Source organism: Butyrivibrio sp. NC2007 (assembly GCF_000421405.1).
In the GTDB taxonomy this organism is placed as follows: Bacteria; Bacillota; Clostridia; order Lachnospirales; family Lachnospiraceae; genus Butyrivibrio.
The window spans coordinates 228221-245373 of record NZ_ATWY01000002.1; the positions used below are offsets into that span (position 1 = coordinate 228221).

General features: G+C 43.6%; 15 protein-coding genes and 1 riboswitch. Of the genes, 2 read left to right on the forward strand and 13 right to left on the reverse strand.

Going from position 1 to position 17153, the window contains the following annotated elements; genetic code table 11:
- Positions 1 to 186: 186 nt before the first annotated feature.
- The 3 genes from lepB to G632_RS20890 form a co-directional block, all read right to left on the reverse strand.
- Positions 187 to 765, reverse strand: coding sequence for a signal peptidase I (lepB, locus tag G632_RS0102675; protein WP_022767489.1), 579 nt, complete (start codon positions 763 to 765; stop codon positions 187 to 189).
- A complete protein-coding gene (locus G632_RS22080; protein ID WP_022767490.1) occupies positions 758 to 1213 on the reverse strand; it encodes a hypothetical protein in 456 nt (151 codons plus the stop codon). Before G632_RS22080 ends, lepB begins: the two co-directional genes overlap by 8 nt.
- Before the next feature lie 225 nt (positions 1214 to 1438).
- Positions 1439 to 1529, reverse strand: a riboswitch (cyclic di-GMP riboswitch).
- Positions 1530 to 1757: 228 nt separating this feature from the next.
- Positions 1758 to 3140, reverse strand: a complete 1383-nt coding sequence (locus G632_RS20890; protein ID WP_022767491.1) for a flagellar hook protein FlgE — start codon at positions 3138 to 3140, stop codon at positions 1758 to 1760.
- 237 nt (positions 3141 to 3377) lie between these two features.
- Here G632_RS20890 and epsC point away from each other — a divergent pair, with 237 nt between their 5' ends.
- Complete coding sequence (gene epsC / locus G632_RS0102690) at positions 3378 to 4277, forward strand: serine O-acetyltransferase EpsC (RefSeq protein ID WP_022767492.1); 900 nt, start codon at positions 3378 to 3380, stop codon at positions 4275 to 4277.
- Position 4278: 1 nt separating this feature from the next.
- On the opposite strand, the gene G632_RS0102695 is transcribed toward epsC, so the two are convergent.
- From G632_RS0102695 to G632_RS0102730, 8 genes are all read right to left on the reverse strand, one after another.
- Positions 4279 to 5250, reverse strand: a complete 972-nt coding sequence (locus tag G632_RS0102695) for a tRNA dihydrouridine synthase (protein ID WP_022767493.1) — start codon at positions 5248 to 5250, stop codon at positions 4279 to 4281.
- The gene (locus tag G632_RS18625) at positions 5247 to 6914 is read right to left on the reverse strand and encodes a putative bifunctional diguanylate cyclase/phosphodiesterase (protein WP_022767494.1); all 1668 of its coding nucleotides are present in this window, start codon (positions 6912 to 6914) and stop codon (positions 5247 to 5249) included. Before G632_RS18625 ends, G632_RS0102695 begins: the two co-directional genes overlap by 4 nt.
- Positions 6915 to 6973: 59 nt before the next feature.
- Complete coding sequence (locus G632_RS0102705) at positions 6974 to 7633, reverse strand: hypothetical protein (RefSeq protein ID WP_022767495.1); 660 nt, start codon at positions 7631 to 7633, stop codon at positions 6974 to 6976.
- Positions 7634 to 7711: 78 nt separating this feature from the next.
- Entirely contained in the window at positions 7712 to 8677 is a 966-nt protein-coding gene (locus G632_RS0102710) for a carbohydrate kinase family protein (RefSeq protein WP_022767496.1), read from the reverse strand.
- Positions 8674 to 10161 carry a glycoside hydrolase family 32 protein gene (locus G632_RS0102715; protein WP_022767497.1) on the reverse strand — a complete coding sequence of 496 codons (1488 nt, stop codon included), beginning with the start codon at positions 10159 to 10161 and terminating at the stop codon, positions 8674 to 8676. Before G632_RS0102715 ends, G632_RS0102710 begins: the two co-directional genes overlap by 4 nt.
- Positions 10162 to 10244: 83 nt before the next feature.
- Positions 10245 to 11897: an ABC transporter substrate-binding protein gene (locus G632_RS0102720; protein ID WP_022767498.1), complete on the reverse strand. Its 1653-nt coding sequence runs from the start codon at positions 11895 to 11897 to the stop codon at positions 10245 to 10247.
- A gap of 74 nt (positions 11898 to 11971) precedes the next feature.
- Positions 11972 to 12868 (reverse strand): carbohydrate ABC transporter permease, encoded by an 897-nt coding sequence (locus tag G632_RS0102725; protein ID WP_026512345.1) that lies wholly within the window; start codon positions 12866 to 12868, stop codon positions 11972 to 11974.
- Positions 12869 to 12898: 30 nt separating this feature from the next.
- Entirely contained in the window at positions 12899 to 13819 is a 921-nt protein-coding gene (locus G632_RS0102730; RefSeq protein WP_022767500.1) for an ABC transporter permease, read from the reverse strand.
- Between the two features lie 213 nt (positions 13820 to 14032).
- On the opposite strand from G632_RS0102730, the gene G632_RS0102735 reads away from it, so the two are divergent.
- Entirely contained in the window at positions 14033 to 15082 is a 1050-nt protein-coding gene (locus G632_RS0102735; RefSeq protein WP_022767501.1) for a LacI family DNA-binding transcriptional regulator, read from the forward strand.
- Between the two features lie 76 nt (positions 15083 to 15158).
- Here the strand turns inward: G632_RS0102735 and G632_RS0102740 are convergent, their stop codons facing one another.
- Both G632_RS0102740 and G632_RS20895 read right to left on the reverse strand, forming a co-directional pair.
- Positions 15159 to 15758 carry a 2-dehydropantoate 2-reductase gene (locus G632_RS0102740; protein WP_022767502.1) on the reverse strand — a complete coding sequence of 200 codons (600 nt, stop codon included), beginning with the start codon at positions 15756 to 15758 and terminating at the stop codon, positions 15159 to 15161.
- A 17-nt stretch (positions 15759 to 15775) separates the two neighbouring features.
- Positions 15776 to 16945 carry a flavodoxin family protein gene (locus G632_RS20895; RefSeq protein WP_022767503.1) on the reverse strand — a complete coding sequence of 390 codons (1170 nt, stop codon included), beginning with the start codon at positions 16943 to 16945 and terminating at the stop codon, positions 15776 to 15778.
- Between the last annotated feature and the right edge of the window lie 208 nt (positions 16946 to 17153).

Below are 17153 nucleotides of genomic sequence, written 5' to 3' on the forward strand. Positions count from 1 at the left end.
TGTTTACCTGAAAACCTGTGGTTTTCTGTGAATTTTGTGTGAAACTCGTTAAATCTTTATAAACTCTGCAGTTTTAATCATGAAACAAATTGCATTTTACAAAATTAAATATTTAATATGATGTATCGAAAACGTTTAAGTAGACATCCCACAAAAGGGCAAAAAAATATATGCAGCTCAGAAGTCTTACATTCCGCCAAAGACATCAAAGGGATAAACCCTGAAAAATATCTTTCCTATGAGCTGTTCTTTTGTGACGCATCCTACAACACTTGATCTTGAATCAATGGATGCGCTTCTGTGATCGCCTAAAACAAAATATCTGTTCTCCGGAACCTGATACGGAAACTCGATGTCCGTTGGTTCAAGGCTCCTGTCTGAAACATAGTCCTCTGGAAGTTCAACTCCGTTGACCGATACCACTCCGTTTTCATCAATGTTTATCCAGTCTCCCGGGGAGCCTAAAACTCTTTTAACCAAAACCTTGTTGTTGTAGTAGAACGCCAGCAGATCTCCGGGTTCAAAAGTGCTTTGATTCTGAGCTATGACTATCTCTCCGGTCCGGAGGGTCGGTGTCATGGAATCTCCCGTAACCTTAAGTCCTGTCACAAAAAAACTTGAAATCAGGACCGACAGTGCTGCCACCGTTATTACAACGATCAGAGTATTTCGCAGAACCCTTCGGTATTCTTTTTTGCTGTTTACCCTCTTAAGCTCTTTTCTCAGATCTTCAACAGAAGGCTTAATGTTCTGTTCTTCACTCATCCGTTTTTGCCTTGTCCTTAATCGTCTTTAAGTAGATATCTGCTGCCTTCTGAGCTGATTCCAGGATTCCTCCGATCAGGAGCGATGCCTCTGCGAGGTTTCCGGATTTTTCTATTTTTGACAATGAATCATCAACCTGAAGTTGAAGTTCACTTTTTTCTTTTTCAAGTCTGGCCTTGAGTCCTTCAATGTCTTTCTCATACTTCTCTTGCAGCTGAGCTTTTTGTTCAGCAAACTTAGCTCTCATCTCAGCCTTTTCTTCATCGAAGCTCTTAAGAAGTGCGGCTCTTTCCTCTGCCATCTGCTGTTGCATTGCCAGCTTTTCCCGCTCGAGTTCTTCCCTGTATTCCTGTTCGTGTTTCTTAGCTTCCTCAGCTTCCTCCGAGAACTTGATCATCATCTCAAGTAGGTCTGCTCTGCTAAGTTTCTTAAGATTAACTTCTGCCATCTTGGCCTTCCAAATCTGTTATTTAGTGCTCTGCACAAAAAAAAGGTACCATGCCCGAACTAATCCGCATGATACCTATAATTGCAAAAATTGCACAAAAATAAGGCATACGCAAAATAGTCCGATCGTACGTAGGACATTACTAGTACTAAAATTCCAAAAAAATAGACCAACCGTTTACCCTAAACAGCCCTGGTCATTTTCTATGGCACCGTTTCCTCCAGCACCAGCAACTGGCTGTCTTGTCACTTGTTATATGTGTTAAGACCCTTTAGCTTTGCGTCACCATCTCACGATGGCTTTGCCTTTATCCTGCCAAGAAAAACTCAGCTCAAGAAAATAGAACTACCCTACACACAATTACTTTTAATCACGTTTCCCCTTATCGCGTGAGTTCACTATATAACAATTTTTTTGATTTGACAATACGTTTTTTCACAAAATGTTCACAGTTTCCAAAACGAAAGAGCCGGAATTCACTCCGGCTCTGCGATAATTAATTTTAAAAAATTTTAAATAAAATTCGGTTTCCGTTTTCAACGTTTTATCGCTTTAGTCCTTTAAGTATCTGCAGCATCTCATCAGATGTTGTGATAACTCTGCTGTTTGCCTGGAAGCCACGCTGTGTGGTGATCATGTCAGTGAACTCTTTTGCAAGATCGATGTTACTTCCCTCAAGTACTCCGCTGTTCATGTAACCGCCGTCCTTGGTGATATCCTGGATCATGGCTGCACCTGAGTTAAGGGATGCCTGGTAGAGATTATCTCCGACCTTCTCAAGACCCATGGCATTTGAGAACTCAGCTACTGCAATCTGAGCCTTCTTGATGGTCTGACCGTTTGAGTAGGTTCCGTAAACCGATCCGTCGGTTCCGAAGGAAAGACCTGTGAGTTCTCCGCGAGGGAAGCCCTTCTGAAGTCCCTTAGTATCACCTTTGTATGCATAGATAGTAGATGCGTGACTTGTTGAACCACCGGCAAAGTTTGTAGTATTGGAAAGATCCAGTTCAAAGGATCCAACGCCCTCAACATTCATGGTCAGGGATCCGCTGGGAACTACCTTACCCTTCTCATTTTTTGAATAAGTAATTGTTGAGCCATCCTTTGTTGCTGAAGAGATGATACCTGTGTGCTTATCATAAGCAAGTTCTATCTCGTTTGTGTCTTTTCCGCCGACAGGATTGCCGTATTCATCAGCAACCGATGCAAGCTTCATGTTAAAGGTGCTGATGTCATCATCGCCACTATCAGTGATGTTGAACTTAAGAGTATACTTTCCTCCGTCGTCTCCGTACACCTCAAGTAAAAGAGCTTTTCCTTCAGCCAGAGTAGCATCCTCGCTGTCGAGATTGCCCTTCATGTATGTGGCCTTGGTTCCCTCTCCGTCCATATAGTCAACCATCTTGGTTGTGATGTTTCCATCCTCATCTGTCTCAGTAACGGGCTTTCTGTCGATGAGTCTGAGCTTTGTAACAGCTGCTCCGTCAGCAACTCCGCCATCTCCCATTACACCCATTACGTAGTATCCGTTGTTTTGGGTTACGAGATCACCCTCAGCATCGATTGAGAATGAACCGTCTCTGCCGTAGTTGAGGATCTGGCTGTCAGGGCTGATGATAAAGAATGATGGTCCTGTGATCATCAGGTCCATAACATTGTTGGTTGTGATGGCTGAACCCTGTGCTGCAATATTTGTATATACAGAACCGAGCTTTGATCCAAGACCGACCTGAGCTATATTGGTGGCTGCAACTCTCTGACCTGCTCCTGTTCCCTCTTTTACAGTCTGATAAAGAACATCCTGGAAGCCGGTAGCCTGTGATTTATATGCAGTTGTATTAACATTGGCAATGTTATTACCAATGACATCCATTTCAAGCTGATGGGTTTTAAGTCCGGCGACAGCCGACCACATTGATCTCATCATAGTACACGTACCTCCAAAACTATTATAAGGCTCTTCCTTTGTACATCCGTGTACCTAAGTGAAATCCATTTTCCGAAGATTTTTACATATCAAAAGACAGGCGGAGATATTCCGTCATATTTTTTATCGAATTATTAAACAAATAACTTTAGAGCTAAATCAAACTTTTTGATATTATTTTTATTCACTTAGTGTATAATTGGTGAAAAGACCATGTATTATGGGAGATGATAATCTATGGATTTCAAACAGAATAACAATTCACCGGAACTTAAGAATGAGATAAAAGACATCGTTGATCTTATTCTCTCCGACTATGAGAAGGGACGCGACGTCGATAAGATGGACGTTTACAACCAGCCCGATCGCGACGCGGTAAAAGACATTGTCATCAAGCTCATTCGCATCATCTATCCGGGCTATTACAGGGACAAGGTTTATAAGAGCTACAACGACAACAACAGAATTGCCGTTGTAATCGAGGACGTTATCTACAACCTGCAGAAGCAGATTGCCATCGCCTTCCACCACAGTCCTGAATATTTAAACGCAACCGACAGCACTCTCGACTGCGGAGCAAGATGCATAACTCATGAGTTTTTCAAGCAGCTCCCCAAGATCAGAGAGTACGTGGACACAGACCTTCAGGCCTGCTATGACGGTGACCCGGCAGCCTACAGCAAGGGAGAGATCATCCTCTCCTATCCGGGGCTTACGGCATCTACTATTAACAGGATCGCCCACGAGCTCTATCTTCTCAAAGTGCCTCTCATCCCCAGAATGATGACTGAGTATGCTCATTCCAAAACCGGTATAGATATTCATCCCGGAGCCACCATCGGCAAATATCTGATGATTGATCACGGAACCGGAATAGTTATCGGCGAGACCTCCATAATCGGTGACAACGTCAAGATCTATCAGGGCGTAACCATCGGTGGTCTCTCCACAAGAGGAGGCCAGCAGCTCAAGGGCACCAAGCGTCACCCCACCATTGAGAACAACGTAACTATTTACGCAGGAGCTTCAATCCTGGGAGGCGAGACCGTCATCGGCGAGGGCTCGGTCATCGGAGCTAACGCCTTCATCACATCATCAGTTCCTGCAGGCAGCAAGATCAGCATGCAGAACAGGTAACTTAAACAAACTCACAACTGGCAAAGATATTATTGACCGCAGCATGGTACTCACCCTTGCTGCGGCTTTTTCTTATAGTCTTAAGGCATTTATCGCAGTCTTTGAAATGAACGTGCAGAAACGCCCAGTGCTCAAGCATCTTGAAGATGACATTCCTATCTTCAGGAATATATTCAGCATAAGCAGCATAGAGCCTATCAAGATATTCCTTAAGCTCACCGGGCTTTAGTCCTTCTCCGCCTTTTAGCTGCCTTACAAGGGACGGATCTGTCAAAAGACCTCTCCCAATCATCACATTATCGAAGGTAAGTTTTTTCGTTTCTTCTATATTAATAGTAGAAACGTTTCCATTGTAGCAAATATCAGCTTTTCCTCCATTTGACTTATAGGCTGATACAGCTCTTTCAAATGCATCGTATCTCGGGCTTCCGCTGTAGAAATCTTCTCTTACCCTTGCGTGGATCGTCAGCTCTTTTACCGGATATTTCGCATAAATATTCATGAGGTTTTCTGCTTCGGCCTCATCCTTAAATCCAAGCCTGGTCTTTAATGACACCTTAGGAAAAGAGCCTTTTTCTATCCCATCAAATATCTCATATAACATCTCATCCAGATGCCCCGGGTCCTGTAAAAGACCTGCTCCCTTATGCCTATTTACAACCGTTGGAGCAGGACAACCAAGGTTTAGATTGACCTCCTCATATCCAAGCTTTTTCATCTCTCCTGCTGCCCAGAGAAAGTCACCGGCATTTCCTGCCATTATCTGCGGAACTACCTGGTTTCCATAATCATCAAACGCGTAGTTCTTGTCGGGAAGCACATCTTTCTTTTCCCTGTTCTTGAAATGATGGACGCTTGTTGCAGTTAAAAAAGGCGTGAAGTACTTGTCTACTCCATCGCCCATTATCTCTTTGTGTATATTGCGGAGGGGATAAAGAGTTATCCCCTCCATAGGTGCATAGTAAAATTTCATTCCGGTCTCTCGTATTTCTTCTCAAATTCTTCCACCGGCATCGGCTTATCAAAATAGTATCCCTGGAACATCCTACAGCCCATATCCTGTAAAAATTCCAGCTGTTCCAAGGTCTCAACGCCCTCGGTAACGACACTCATACCAAGCTCATGCGCCATGTCGATGGTGTAGTTCAAAATAACCCGTGCTCTGTTCTGATTCTCGGTCTTTCTAAGGAATCCCATATCAATCTTGAGCACATCGGCATTAATATCTTTTAACATATTGAGAGAAGAATATCCAGACCCAAAATCATCAATCTCAACCTTAAAGCCTGCCTTTTGCAGTTCAAGTATGAGCTTTGCGCACTTGGTTACATCAGAAGTTACCGCCGTCTCCGTAATCTCAATATTTAGAAGTGCCGGGTCAATCTGGTATCGGTTTATCAGCTCAGTGAATTCCTTCTTGATATCGAGATAATACAGATCTTTTGGTGATACATTTACCGAGATCTGGATCCGATCCCTCTCAGTGCCCTTCCACTTTGCAAGCTGAAGAGCCGCCAGTTCCCATATATACCTGTCAAGCTTGTAGATAAGGTCAGCCCTCTCAAGTACATCAATGAATACTCCGGGCTGGATCAGACCGTTATCCGGATGCATCCACCTGGCAAGAGCTTCTGCTCCGAATATCCTTCCGTCAGAATAAACCTGTGGCTGCAGATAGATTCCAAACTGCCTGTTGATGATGGCAAAGTCAAAGCTTGATAAGATCTCTTTTTCCAAAAGAGCATTGACCATCATCTCATCGCTGTACCAGGCTATCTCGCATACGCCATCTTTCTTGATGGACTTGCAAGCCATATAAGCCCTGTCACACATAAGGGTTATGTCCATTGTAGGGTCTGTGATCTCGTAGATTCCAATCTGCATGTGAAGGGAATAAGACTTGCTGGTAACCTTACTGGTGACCTCTCTTACAAGCTTCTTAAAGTCCTTCTCAACAAACCTTTCCTTCGGCATGCAAATAGCAAAGTGATCGCCGTTTATCCTTCCGTAGATATCATCTTCTTTGACATGCTGGATCATCAGATCGGCGATATTGATAAGGATATCATTACCCTTCTCCAGACCAAAGAGCTGGTTAAAGAGCTTGAAATCCTTGATATTTGAATACAAAAGAATATATCTTTTATCTGTTTCTCTGAGTCTGCTCTGGGCAGCCTCTTTAAAGCCTTCCCTGTTATAAAGTGTTGTCAGCTCATCATGGGTCAGTCTGTACTGCTCTCCTGTTCCGTTCTCAACAATATCCGACAGGTTCTGGATCGTGTACATATAACCGATGGGCTTATTGTTAGAATCCAAAAGATATCTGTAACGAACCCTGTACAGGCGCTCCCTCTCCTGGCTCTCAAAAAGCCTTGTCCAGGCAGCTGAGCTCTGCTCAATACCAAGGCTGTTCATCCAGTCCTTAAAAGCTTTATATACGCTCTCTAAACTGAACTCCGCATGGAGCAAACTAAAGGCGTGCCGATTGGCATAGACACACTTTCTGTTGACATCAAGAAAGATTATGCCCAGGCCCATCTGTTGCACGCCAAAGTTAAGAAGTCTGGCAATAGTTGCCGGCTCCACAGTTTCATCTACATAGTATGCATTTTCCCCATAAGTTTTTTCTGCATCCATAATGTAATTTTACTGTTTTTTCGAAATAAAATCTATCTTATTTTGATTTATTTTGCAATTCAGCTTCTTCTGTTGTGCCTCTCAAGTGCCCACCAGACAAGGACAAGGGCTACAATCGCAAGCAAAAAAAGATACTGAGTCTTTATGGCAAATCTCGAGTGCTCACGACTGTCATTTTCCTTGCCATCCTGATAAAGGATAAGCGTTGTTCCGACATCTCGTGTACTGATTGAAAGTGTGTCAGCCTCCTCATCCACATCCTTTTCAAGCTCGCATACACCCATGACATTGGTCATGGCATAGTAAACACGCTTTTCTGCCACAAGATATCTGGGAATCTCATACTGAAACTCCACTTCATCATAAAGAGTATCTATTTCGCTTTTTTCTCCACCGCTGACACTCTTTTCCGCCTCAACTTCAAAATATACTCCGCTGTTTAAAGAGCCTGTCAGCATCTCTGCCTTTTCTATTCCTTCCTCAAAGCGCTGAACCTCATCTTCGTCATCAAGTTCATCGGTCATGGAATACCTGAATTCCAAAGCAGCATTGCTTCCCTCACTGATCTCTTCCAATTCTCTGGCAGTAAAGCAAGCCTCTACAGCTTTGTAATAGTCGCCAAACCTGATCTCGGGCGCAGCTACTTCAATTTCGCTCTGAGAGCTCTCCATTATCGTTACGGTTCCTGTACCATATGTAAGCTGAGTTGTTTCCTGCATCTATCCCTCCGGACAAATTCTTCTTAATTTGATTATACAACAGAAAAAGCCCGCTAAAAAGCGGGCCTGTACTATCTGTTATTTTGACAGGAAATTTTGAACTTCCTCTTTCTTTGGCATTACCGAAAGCGCTCCTCTTCTAGTGGTGATTATTGAAGCTGCAGCATTAGCAAAATCAAGGCACGAAAGGAGCTTATCCTCACTTAAGTCCTCAAGGCCGTTTTTGCAGACATAATCGATCGCGCAAGCGCAGAATGTATCTCCTGCTCCTGTTGTCTCAATTGTATCAGGATTTCTGTAGCCGTCTTTCTTAACCACCATGTCTTTATACAGGGCCATGCTTCCGTCAGGACCAAGTGTAGCAAAAACAAGTGGTATATCGAATTCCTCTTTAATCTGTCGGGCGCCTTCAAGGACATCACTCATCCCTGTAAAGAGCTCAACTTCATTGTCTGATATCTTTAGAATATCGCAATTCTCAAACCCATATCTCATGGCCTCTAAAGCCTTTTCTTCCGACTCCCACAGAGGTGCTCTGTAATTGGGATCAAAAGAGATCAATGCTCCGGTTTTCTTTGCATGAGAAATTGCCAGCTTTGTTGCTGCAGCTGCCGGTTCATCAGTCATGGAGAGCGTTCCGAAATGGAATACTTTTGTTTCCTCCAAAAGCTCTTTTACCCTGTCCACATCGCCTTCGCTCAACATCATATCCGCTCCGGGCTTTCTGTAGAAAGAAAAGTCGCGATCACCGTTTGCAAGCTTATTTACAAAGGCCAGGGTTGTGTGTACTTCGTTATCCAGGAAAAGACCTCTCGTATCAATTCCCTGCTTCTCAACTCTCTCCTTGAGCATCCTTCCGAAGAAGTCATCGCCGACTTTACCGATGAACGCTGTCTTGTTTCCGAGATTCTCCAGCATGGACAGCACGTTACAGGGCGCGCCTCCTGGATTAGCCTCGAACATGGGATTTCCCTGCTCGCTTTCGGCATTGTTGGTAAAATCTATAAGTAGCTCACCAAGGGCAACTACGTCAAATTTACTCATCTGTCTTTCCTTTCAAGCTCATACATCTCTACATCCATATTCAGCTCTCCAACAGCTTTAAAGCTGATGCCTTCAGCCTTTACATCAGTGAGAACAACCATTGACATAACCTGCTCTCCGTCATTTATGAACAGCTCCATTGAGTAACGGTCAAGGATGAGTCTGAGCTTTATGTTTCCTTTGTTATTTGCCACTCTGCATCTTCTCTGATGCACGATGGCTCTTCTGCTGCCGGAATGCTTTCTGTCTATCTTTACAATGTTAAGCTCAGGGTCATACTCAACGGTTGAGTATGCCTTACCGTTATCTGCAAAGCGAACTTCAAACTTCTTGTAAGAAAGCTCATCCGATAAGCTGCTGACATTTATTGTCATGTCTATGCATCTGCCCTCAATACTTGAGAGTGATACGCTGTCAGATACAAGTACATTTTGTCTGCTAATTCTTTTGCCGTAATAGTTCTCAATCTCTCTGACAGGTTTCTGGATCAGCTTGCCACCTCTAAGGCTGATCTCCCTTGGGAAACTCATCTGACCAAACCAAGGGAAATCATCGCGCCTTATGCCACAGGTATCCCAGTTCTGCATCCATCCGATCATCACTCTTCTGCCGTCATCTGTAAGGATTGTCTGAGGTGCATAGAAATCGATTCCGTAATCAACTGCCTGGCAATTCTCCTCACAAAAATCGCCTTTTTCGTTGAAGGCACCGATCACACATAAGGTTCCGTTTCCGTTGTGGAACTCAAGTTCCTCTGGCAGCATATCTTGTGGGCTTGTAAGCAGGAGCTGCTTACCATCAAGTGAAAAGTAATCAGGGCACTCCCACATAACGCCGAATCTGTGGTTATTCTTGATGACGAGCTTATCATAGGTCCACTTAAAGCCGTCCTCGCTGACAAACTGAAGTATCTGGCCATCTTTGTCCACAGTCTTATTTCCGACTACCATGTAGTACTTGCCGTTTTCTCTCCATACCTTAGGGTCTCTGAAGTCGAATTTGCCTGCACCTTCAGGAAGTACATCCGCTGTGATAACAGGATTTCCATCAAATTTCTTGTAATCTGTTCCATCCCCAACTGCAACACACTGTGTCTGATACTCTGATATTTCCCCGTTTTCTCCCTGAACCTTGTTAACTCCGGTGTAAACAAGGAGCTGCCTTCCATCCTCCATCTCGATGGCGCTTCCGGAAAAACATCCGTCCTTGTCGTACTCTTCATCCGGTGCCATTGCTGCCGGAAGATATTCCCAGGTTATAAGGTCTTTGCTCTTTGCATGCCCCCAATGCATCGGTCCCCAAACCGTATCGTAAGGGTAATACTGGTAAAAGAGATGGTACTCTCCCTTATAGCTGCTAAAACCGTTGGGATCATTCATCCATCCGCATCTGGGAGTCAAATGAAACTTAGGTCTTTGCTCCTCAGGGATAGCCAGCTCTTTCTTAACTTCATATTCCCTTGCCTTATCTAATTTGCCACTCATATTAATCCTTAATCCTTTTTACCAATTACTTAATTTAGAGCTAAAAATCGGGGAGGAGATTTCTCCTCCCCGGGTACTGATTCTTATTTGTAGAACTCATCGAGGTACTTCTGATAGATTGAGAGGTAATTCTCAAGTCCGTAAGCATCTACCTGCTTAAGGTACTCATCCCAATCGCTGTCAGAAAGTCCGTTCATAACGAAGTTACTTCTGCTTGTGTTGATGTAGCTGATAAGATCCTGCTGGATTGTTGTAAGCTTCTCTGTGTCATCAGCTGTCATGAATACGTTAGGATATACATACTTGCAGTTCATGTCATCTGTGTAGTACTCCTTGATCCAGTCAAGACGATACTGAGCATCATCAGGGCATGTAACGTATACACCGTAGTACTCGTCAAGGATTGCAAGAGGTCCGCCTACAGCCTCAGCCTCACGAACTTCAACAGGTGAAGCATCGCCAAGAGGTGCGTGCTTAAGCATCTTCCCACCGTTAGCATTCTCTGAAAGTTCGAAGATATCGAACTCATCATCCTCGCCGTAAGTTCCCCAGTTATTCTGAGGTGACTGGAATGGATCATACATAAGGTCAAGCCATGCACAAACAAATGCAGGGTTGTCGCACTTAGCTGTGATAACACATCTTCCTCTGTCAAATCCGGAAGTGAATGAACCGTTCATAGGTGTTACGTTTGTTGTATCTGCCTTAAGTGCAGCAAGTGGCTCGAAGTCTTCAAGGTTATCGATGTTAGCAACATCCCATGTGAAGCATACGCCGTATCTGTGTGACTTACCCTTTGCTACATATGTTGACCAATCCTGTGTGAAGCACTCAGGGTCAATAAGTCCCTCTTCATAGAGCTTGTGAAGCCACTGCATACCTGACTTAAATCCGTCCTGTGTAGCTGTGCAGATAACCTTCTTGTCGTCTGTAACTGCAATGTGCTGTCCTATATCGTTGTCACCATATCCCTCGCCAAAGCCGTTGATAAGAAGGCTTGGATCCTGGTCGTTCATAATGCAGCTCATAGGGATGATGTCACCCTCGATACCGAACTCTGCCTGGAGCTCTGAAGCGTGATCCTTGAATGCCTTAAGAACTTCTTCGAACTCATCAACTGTTGTGGGCTTCTCAAGTCCAAGGAAGTTAAGCCACTTTGTGTTGATATATGTGAAGTTGTTACCTACTGTCTGGATAGCTGTCTTGTTTGATCCGAGCTGCTCGATCCATGGAAGAGCCCAGATATGTCCCTCTGAATCCTCACACATTGTGCGGTACTCAGGATACTTGTCAAATACTGCCTTAAGGTTAGGCATGTTGTTGTCGATGTAATCCTCTAAAGGAAGAATAACTCCCTGATCTGCATATCTGATAAGATCTGAATTGCTGAAGCTTGCATTGAAGACCATATCAGTAAGAGTGCCCTTGTTGGCCATGTTAAGCTGGATCTTGTCTCCCCACTGATCATTTGAAATTGCTGTCCACTCAACATGTACGTTTGTTGCCTCTTCAAGTCTCTTGAAGATGGTTCTCTTATTGGGATCTGACTCTGTTCCTGATGGATAACTGATGGTACCTGTAATGGTAACCTGATCTGCCAGCGGGAAGCTGATGCCATCTGCTGACACTTCAGCTGTGCTGCTTGATGCTGCCCCTTTGCCGCAGCCTGCAAGCATGCTTACTGACATAGCTGCTACAAGGGCTGCACTGAGTAACCTTGATGTTTTCTTTTTCATTTTCCTCTCCTTTTAAACCTTCTTTTTTTTATAAGATCATCCTTGAATAACAAGGAAGCTCTGTTTCCACTACGTTAGCCTTTTACTGAACCAACCATGATTCCTGAGTCGAAATACTTCTGGAAGAACGGATACATCACAACCAGCGGAAGGCTGGAAACGATGATCGTTGCATACTTAAGGAGCTCTGCAAGCTGTGCTCTCTGAGCTGTACTCTGCATGTCCGCGATCATTCCGGGATCAGGCTCGTTCTGGATAAGTATTGCCCTGAGCACCAGCTGAAGTGGCTGCTTGCTGGCTGAGTTCAAATAGATCATTGCGTCAAAGTAGCTGTTCCACATTCCTACAAACTGCCACAGTGTAAGTACGGCGATAAGGGGTGTACACACCGGAAGCAGAATTCTGAAGAAGAACACCAGCTCATTCGCACCGTCAACATCCGCTGCTTCTCTGAGCTCAGTGGGAATACCTTTGTAATAAGTTCTTGCAATTATCATGTTCCATACACTAAAGGAACCTGGAAGGATTACAGCCCACATACTGTCCAAAAGTCCCATGTTACTGATAAGAAGGTATGTAGGGATAAGTCCGCCGCCAAAAAACATTGTGATAATGAAGATTGTGTTGAAGATCTTTTTTCCCTTAAAATCATCCCTGGACATGGGGTATGCACACAGCAGTGTGATAAATACTGAGATTGCTGCAAACAGAACCGAGTACAGGACTGCGTTAAAGAAGCCGGTCCAGATCTGTGAGTTTGACATAACTCTCTCGTAAGCTGTTAAAGTCCATTTACTTGTATCAAAAACTATACCCTTGTTCTGCAGTGTTATCGGATCCATGAAGGATGCGATGATAATGTAAACTACCGGTCCGATAATAGCTGCTACGAAAAGCCCCAACAGTACGTATCCTGTTAAAAGAAATATCTTATCCCCAATGGAAGCTCTCGCGAATTCACTCTTTTTCATGCTAAGTGTCTTTTCCATCTGAGTTCCTCCTTATAGTCCCTGTCCATCATTCATCTTCTCTACTATCTTATTTACTACAACAAGAAGTATTACATTGATGATGGTGTTAAAAAGTCCAACGGCTGTCGAATAACTGTAGTCACCGTTCAAAAGACCTTTCTTGTAAACGTAAGTTGCTATGATCTCAGATGATGACAGATTCATGTCTGACTGAAGTGCGTATGCCTTCTCAAATCCGATGCTCATGATGTTTCCGGCCTGAAGGATGAACTGGATAACTACCATATCCTTGATAGCCGGCCATTCAACGGCCTTTATCTGCTGCCAGATATTCGCTCCGTCAATCTGTGCTGCTTCCTTGAGCTCTTTGCTGGCATTTGAGAGAGCTGCGGTGTACATGATCGATGCCCATCCTGCTCCCTGCCAGATTCCGCTTATGATGTAGATCGGTCTGAACGCTGCAGGGATTGTAAGGAAGTTGATGTTACTTCCCATCATCATGTTCAGTGGTCCTGTTACGGAAAGAAGGATTCTTACCATACCACAGAGGACGATGACTGAAATGAAGTTTGGCATGTACAGTACAAGCTGGATCTTCTGCTTGATCTTGCTGCTAGCTATTCTGTTAAGAAGCAGTGCAAGTATGATCGGCATCGGGAATCCCCAAAGGAGTCCGAAGATACTCAGCTTCAATGTGTTCATAAGGTATTGCAGGAAATCCGGCGATGACAGGAACTGCTGGAAGTACTTAAGTCCTACCCATTCGCTTCCCAGGATTCCTTTAAAAGGATTGTATTTCTGGAACGCTATGAGGATTCCTCCCATGGGCAAATACTTAAATACAATAGTAAGGATCAGTGCCGGTCCCAAAAAGAATACATAAAGCTGCCAGTGCTGTTTTATATACACCAGCGTGTTATGTAGATTGTTGTCCTTTGCTTTCGCATTCATATAACTCCCCTTCTCACTTTTACATTTGTAACATTTCGTTTGCGTATGTAAAATATAACACGGCATAAATAATGTGTCAATATAGAAATTTTACATTTGTAACATTTTTAATTTACATTTGACACATAGAATTTTACATTTTATAATGAATAAGGTGATTGCGCCCTCTTATGTGCATGAGCCCAGTCTATACTAATATATCGGAGATTTTACATGGCAACTAAAGTTACCCTTCAGGATATCGCGGATGCTCTGGGAGTGTCTCGCAATACCGTATCAAAGGCTATTAATAATACCGGAGTTTTAGCTGAATCGACCAGACAGAAGGTCTTGGAAAAAGCTATAGAAATGGGATATAAACAGTTTTCATATGCAAACTCTGTTTCAGAAATAAGAAACCCTTCCGTAGCAAAAGCAAAAGCCTCCGGAGAGATAGCTCTTTTCACCGGAAGTTTCCTTAACAATTCACATTTTGCTTCTACCATGCTGGATAAGTTTCAGCATGAGGTTTCTTTATTAGGATACAGTCTGACAATGCACAGAGTAGATGAACACAATGTTGCAGAGCTCTCTCTCCCGCTTTCCTTCAGACAGGAAAACACTAAGGCCATTGCCTGCATTGAGATGTTCAATCATCCGTACTGCGAGATGCTCTGCAGCCTTGGTATTCCGGTTCTTATGATCGATGCGCCGGTTGCCAGCTACTGGAAGCCTTTAGATGCAGACATTCTGCTGATGGACAATTTCTCAAGTATATATACTGTTGTCAATGATATGAGTAAAAGAGGTATAACCTCCATCGGCTTTGTCGGACAGGTCACTCACTGCCGCTCTTTCTACGAGAGATTCATGGCCTTTAGAGAAGCGATGTACATCAATAACCTTACTGTTAATGATGACTACTGCCTCACAGAGGTTCACCCTCACGGCGACGATTACAAAGACTATCTATACAAAGCCCTTGAGAACATGAAGAGCTTTCCTGAGATGTTTATCTGCGCCAACGACTTCGTGGCCCTTGACCTGTTGTACGGTCTTAAGATGATGGGTGTTGAATGTCCTCGTGACATCAAGCTCTTTGGCTTTGATGATTCACCGGAGTCCAAGATTGTAACCCCGTCGCTCTCAACCAGCCACATTCACAGCCAGATCATCGGCTACTCAGCTGCAAACCTTGTTATGTCAAGGATTGAACAGCCGGATCTCAATTATCGAATAACCTATACAGAGACGGATCTGATCTACAGAGATTCTACCATGTAAAGATTTTGACTTAATGTAAAAAATGGATATAAAGCCTTGTGAGCTTTATATCCATTTTATTATGTGCTTATTGCTATTATGCTTTCACAGACTCCTTTATGGAATCCCAGTTATAGACTCTTGTGTAATTAGCTCCCGGCAGTTCACAGTCCCTGTTCCAGGGGCGATCAAAGACCTTGACCTGCAAATTTGGTAAATGGTCAAAGAATCCAAATGCAGCCGGAGAATCTTCTACAGCAACATCAAAGTGCATCTTGTAGTAGTCCTCAAGTTCAAGACCAAACTCACTGTTCTTGATAAAGCTGTCACGCCCATACTTGTTAAGGCAATAAAGCTTAACTCTCTTAAGGTCATGCTCATCAAGCCACTGCCTTGAAGCTTGATAGGCACTATCCGGACGTCCTGTTATGATAAAGACGCTGTGTCCCTCATCTATCCAACCATTGATGGTTTTTGATGCCCCGGGTGTCTCTTCATACGCCAAAAGACTCTTTGGAGTATGCGCTTCTATCATCATCTGTTCATACTGCTCATCAGTAAGATCAAAAGACTTCTGAAGATTGAAGGAATGTATAGCTTCGTAGGGAACATCTATATCAAACAAATCTTTAACCAAAGTCGAAAAGCCTTGGGCAGTCTCGCATAAGCAGTCATCAAAATCAACGTAAATATTCATATTATCCTCACATACAATTAGTTTTCAATTCTTCGGAGCAGGTCTTTCTTCTTAAGACCGTTTTGCTTTGCTGCCTTGGGCCAGCCTCTGCCGGCCATAAACATATATGCTGCTCTCGGGAATTTATATGCATCCGCGTAAATGTCGTCAATAGCTGATGAATTCCCAATCACAGCACCCAGTGTCTGCAGAGCTTCAACTACATATTTCACAGGACCGGCCGGAGCATTGATGGTCTGAATGAGCGCTCCCATCATTTCGCCGCCTCCTATAGCAACTCCTCCGCCATAGGAAAATCCGCATTTCTGACTCCACTTTCTCACCTGTCTCAAAACATTTTTTATCTGGCAGCTCTCATAGAAGCCCATGTTTACTACAGTGTAAATCTTTTTATCACCGGGCGGACATATCTTTTCCATAAGCTCCATGACCTTTAGAACTTCTGAAGGAATTCCGTCGACGTACATCGGAAATCCAAGGACAATCTTGTCTGCGCCTGACAGGGTCTGCACGAGTTCTTCAGGCTTATTCAGGTATGGCACAAGACTGATTGTTTCTGCCTCTTCTCCAATGCTTTCTGAGAGCTTGTTAAGGAATTTTGATGTGTTTGAGTTATCGCCTCTAAGACTTCCGTTAAAGAGGATGGTTTTACCGGAAGCCATATCCGAAGCCGGCTGCGAACCGGCAGAAGATTCTTTTACTTCCTGTAACTGAGTGGTTTCCTCAAATCTGATATCTTTGATCACGCCGTTGAAGTTCCGGCAAACAGCTTCCACATAGTGCTTAGCATCCGCCTGATCTTCTTTGGTAAGGTCATGTCCTCTGAAGATGACCGTGATCTTTTTTGACTCAGGATAGCGCATCTTGTGATGCATCTCATTATCTACAATGCGGAAATATGGAAGAACCCATCCGATACTTCTGTCGAATACATTCTTAACAAAGCTGCTAAATCCGCCATAGGTGTACCTGGTCATTACCACAAGCTCATCAGCCTTATGGATGAGATACCCCATCCTGTTATAGCCATCTTTGATAACGCATTCTCCCGGTGTCTTTAACCAGCAGCCAAAACACCCTGCGCAGGGCTTAATCTCTTTTGACGGAGCTATTACTTCCCATCCCTGATAATCCTGTGAAATCTGTCCCCACTCTTTTTCATCAAGATCATGAATCAGTAAATTCATACACTTCTCCCCCTTTAGTAATTCAATAATAGCAATCATCACGCAAAAAGACCAGCCGTTTTCACGACCGGTCTTTTCTTGTTGCGGGTGATTCGTTGTTAAATGAAGAAGGTTATATTAAAATATAAAGTAGTTAGCGATATAGAGACAAGAAAAATGAGGCCAAAAATGCTGAAAAAAATCAACACGCTGAAAGTTAAATTTCCAC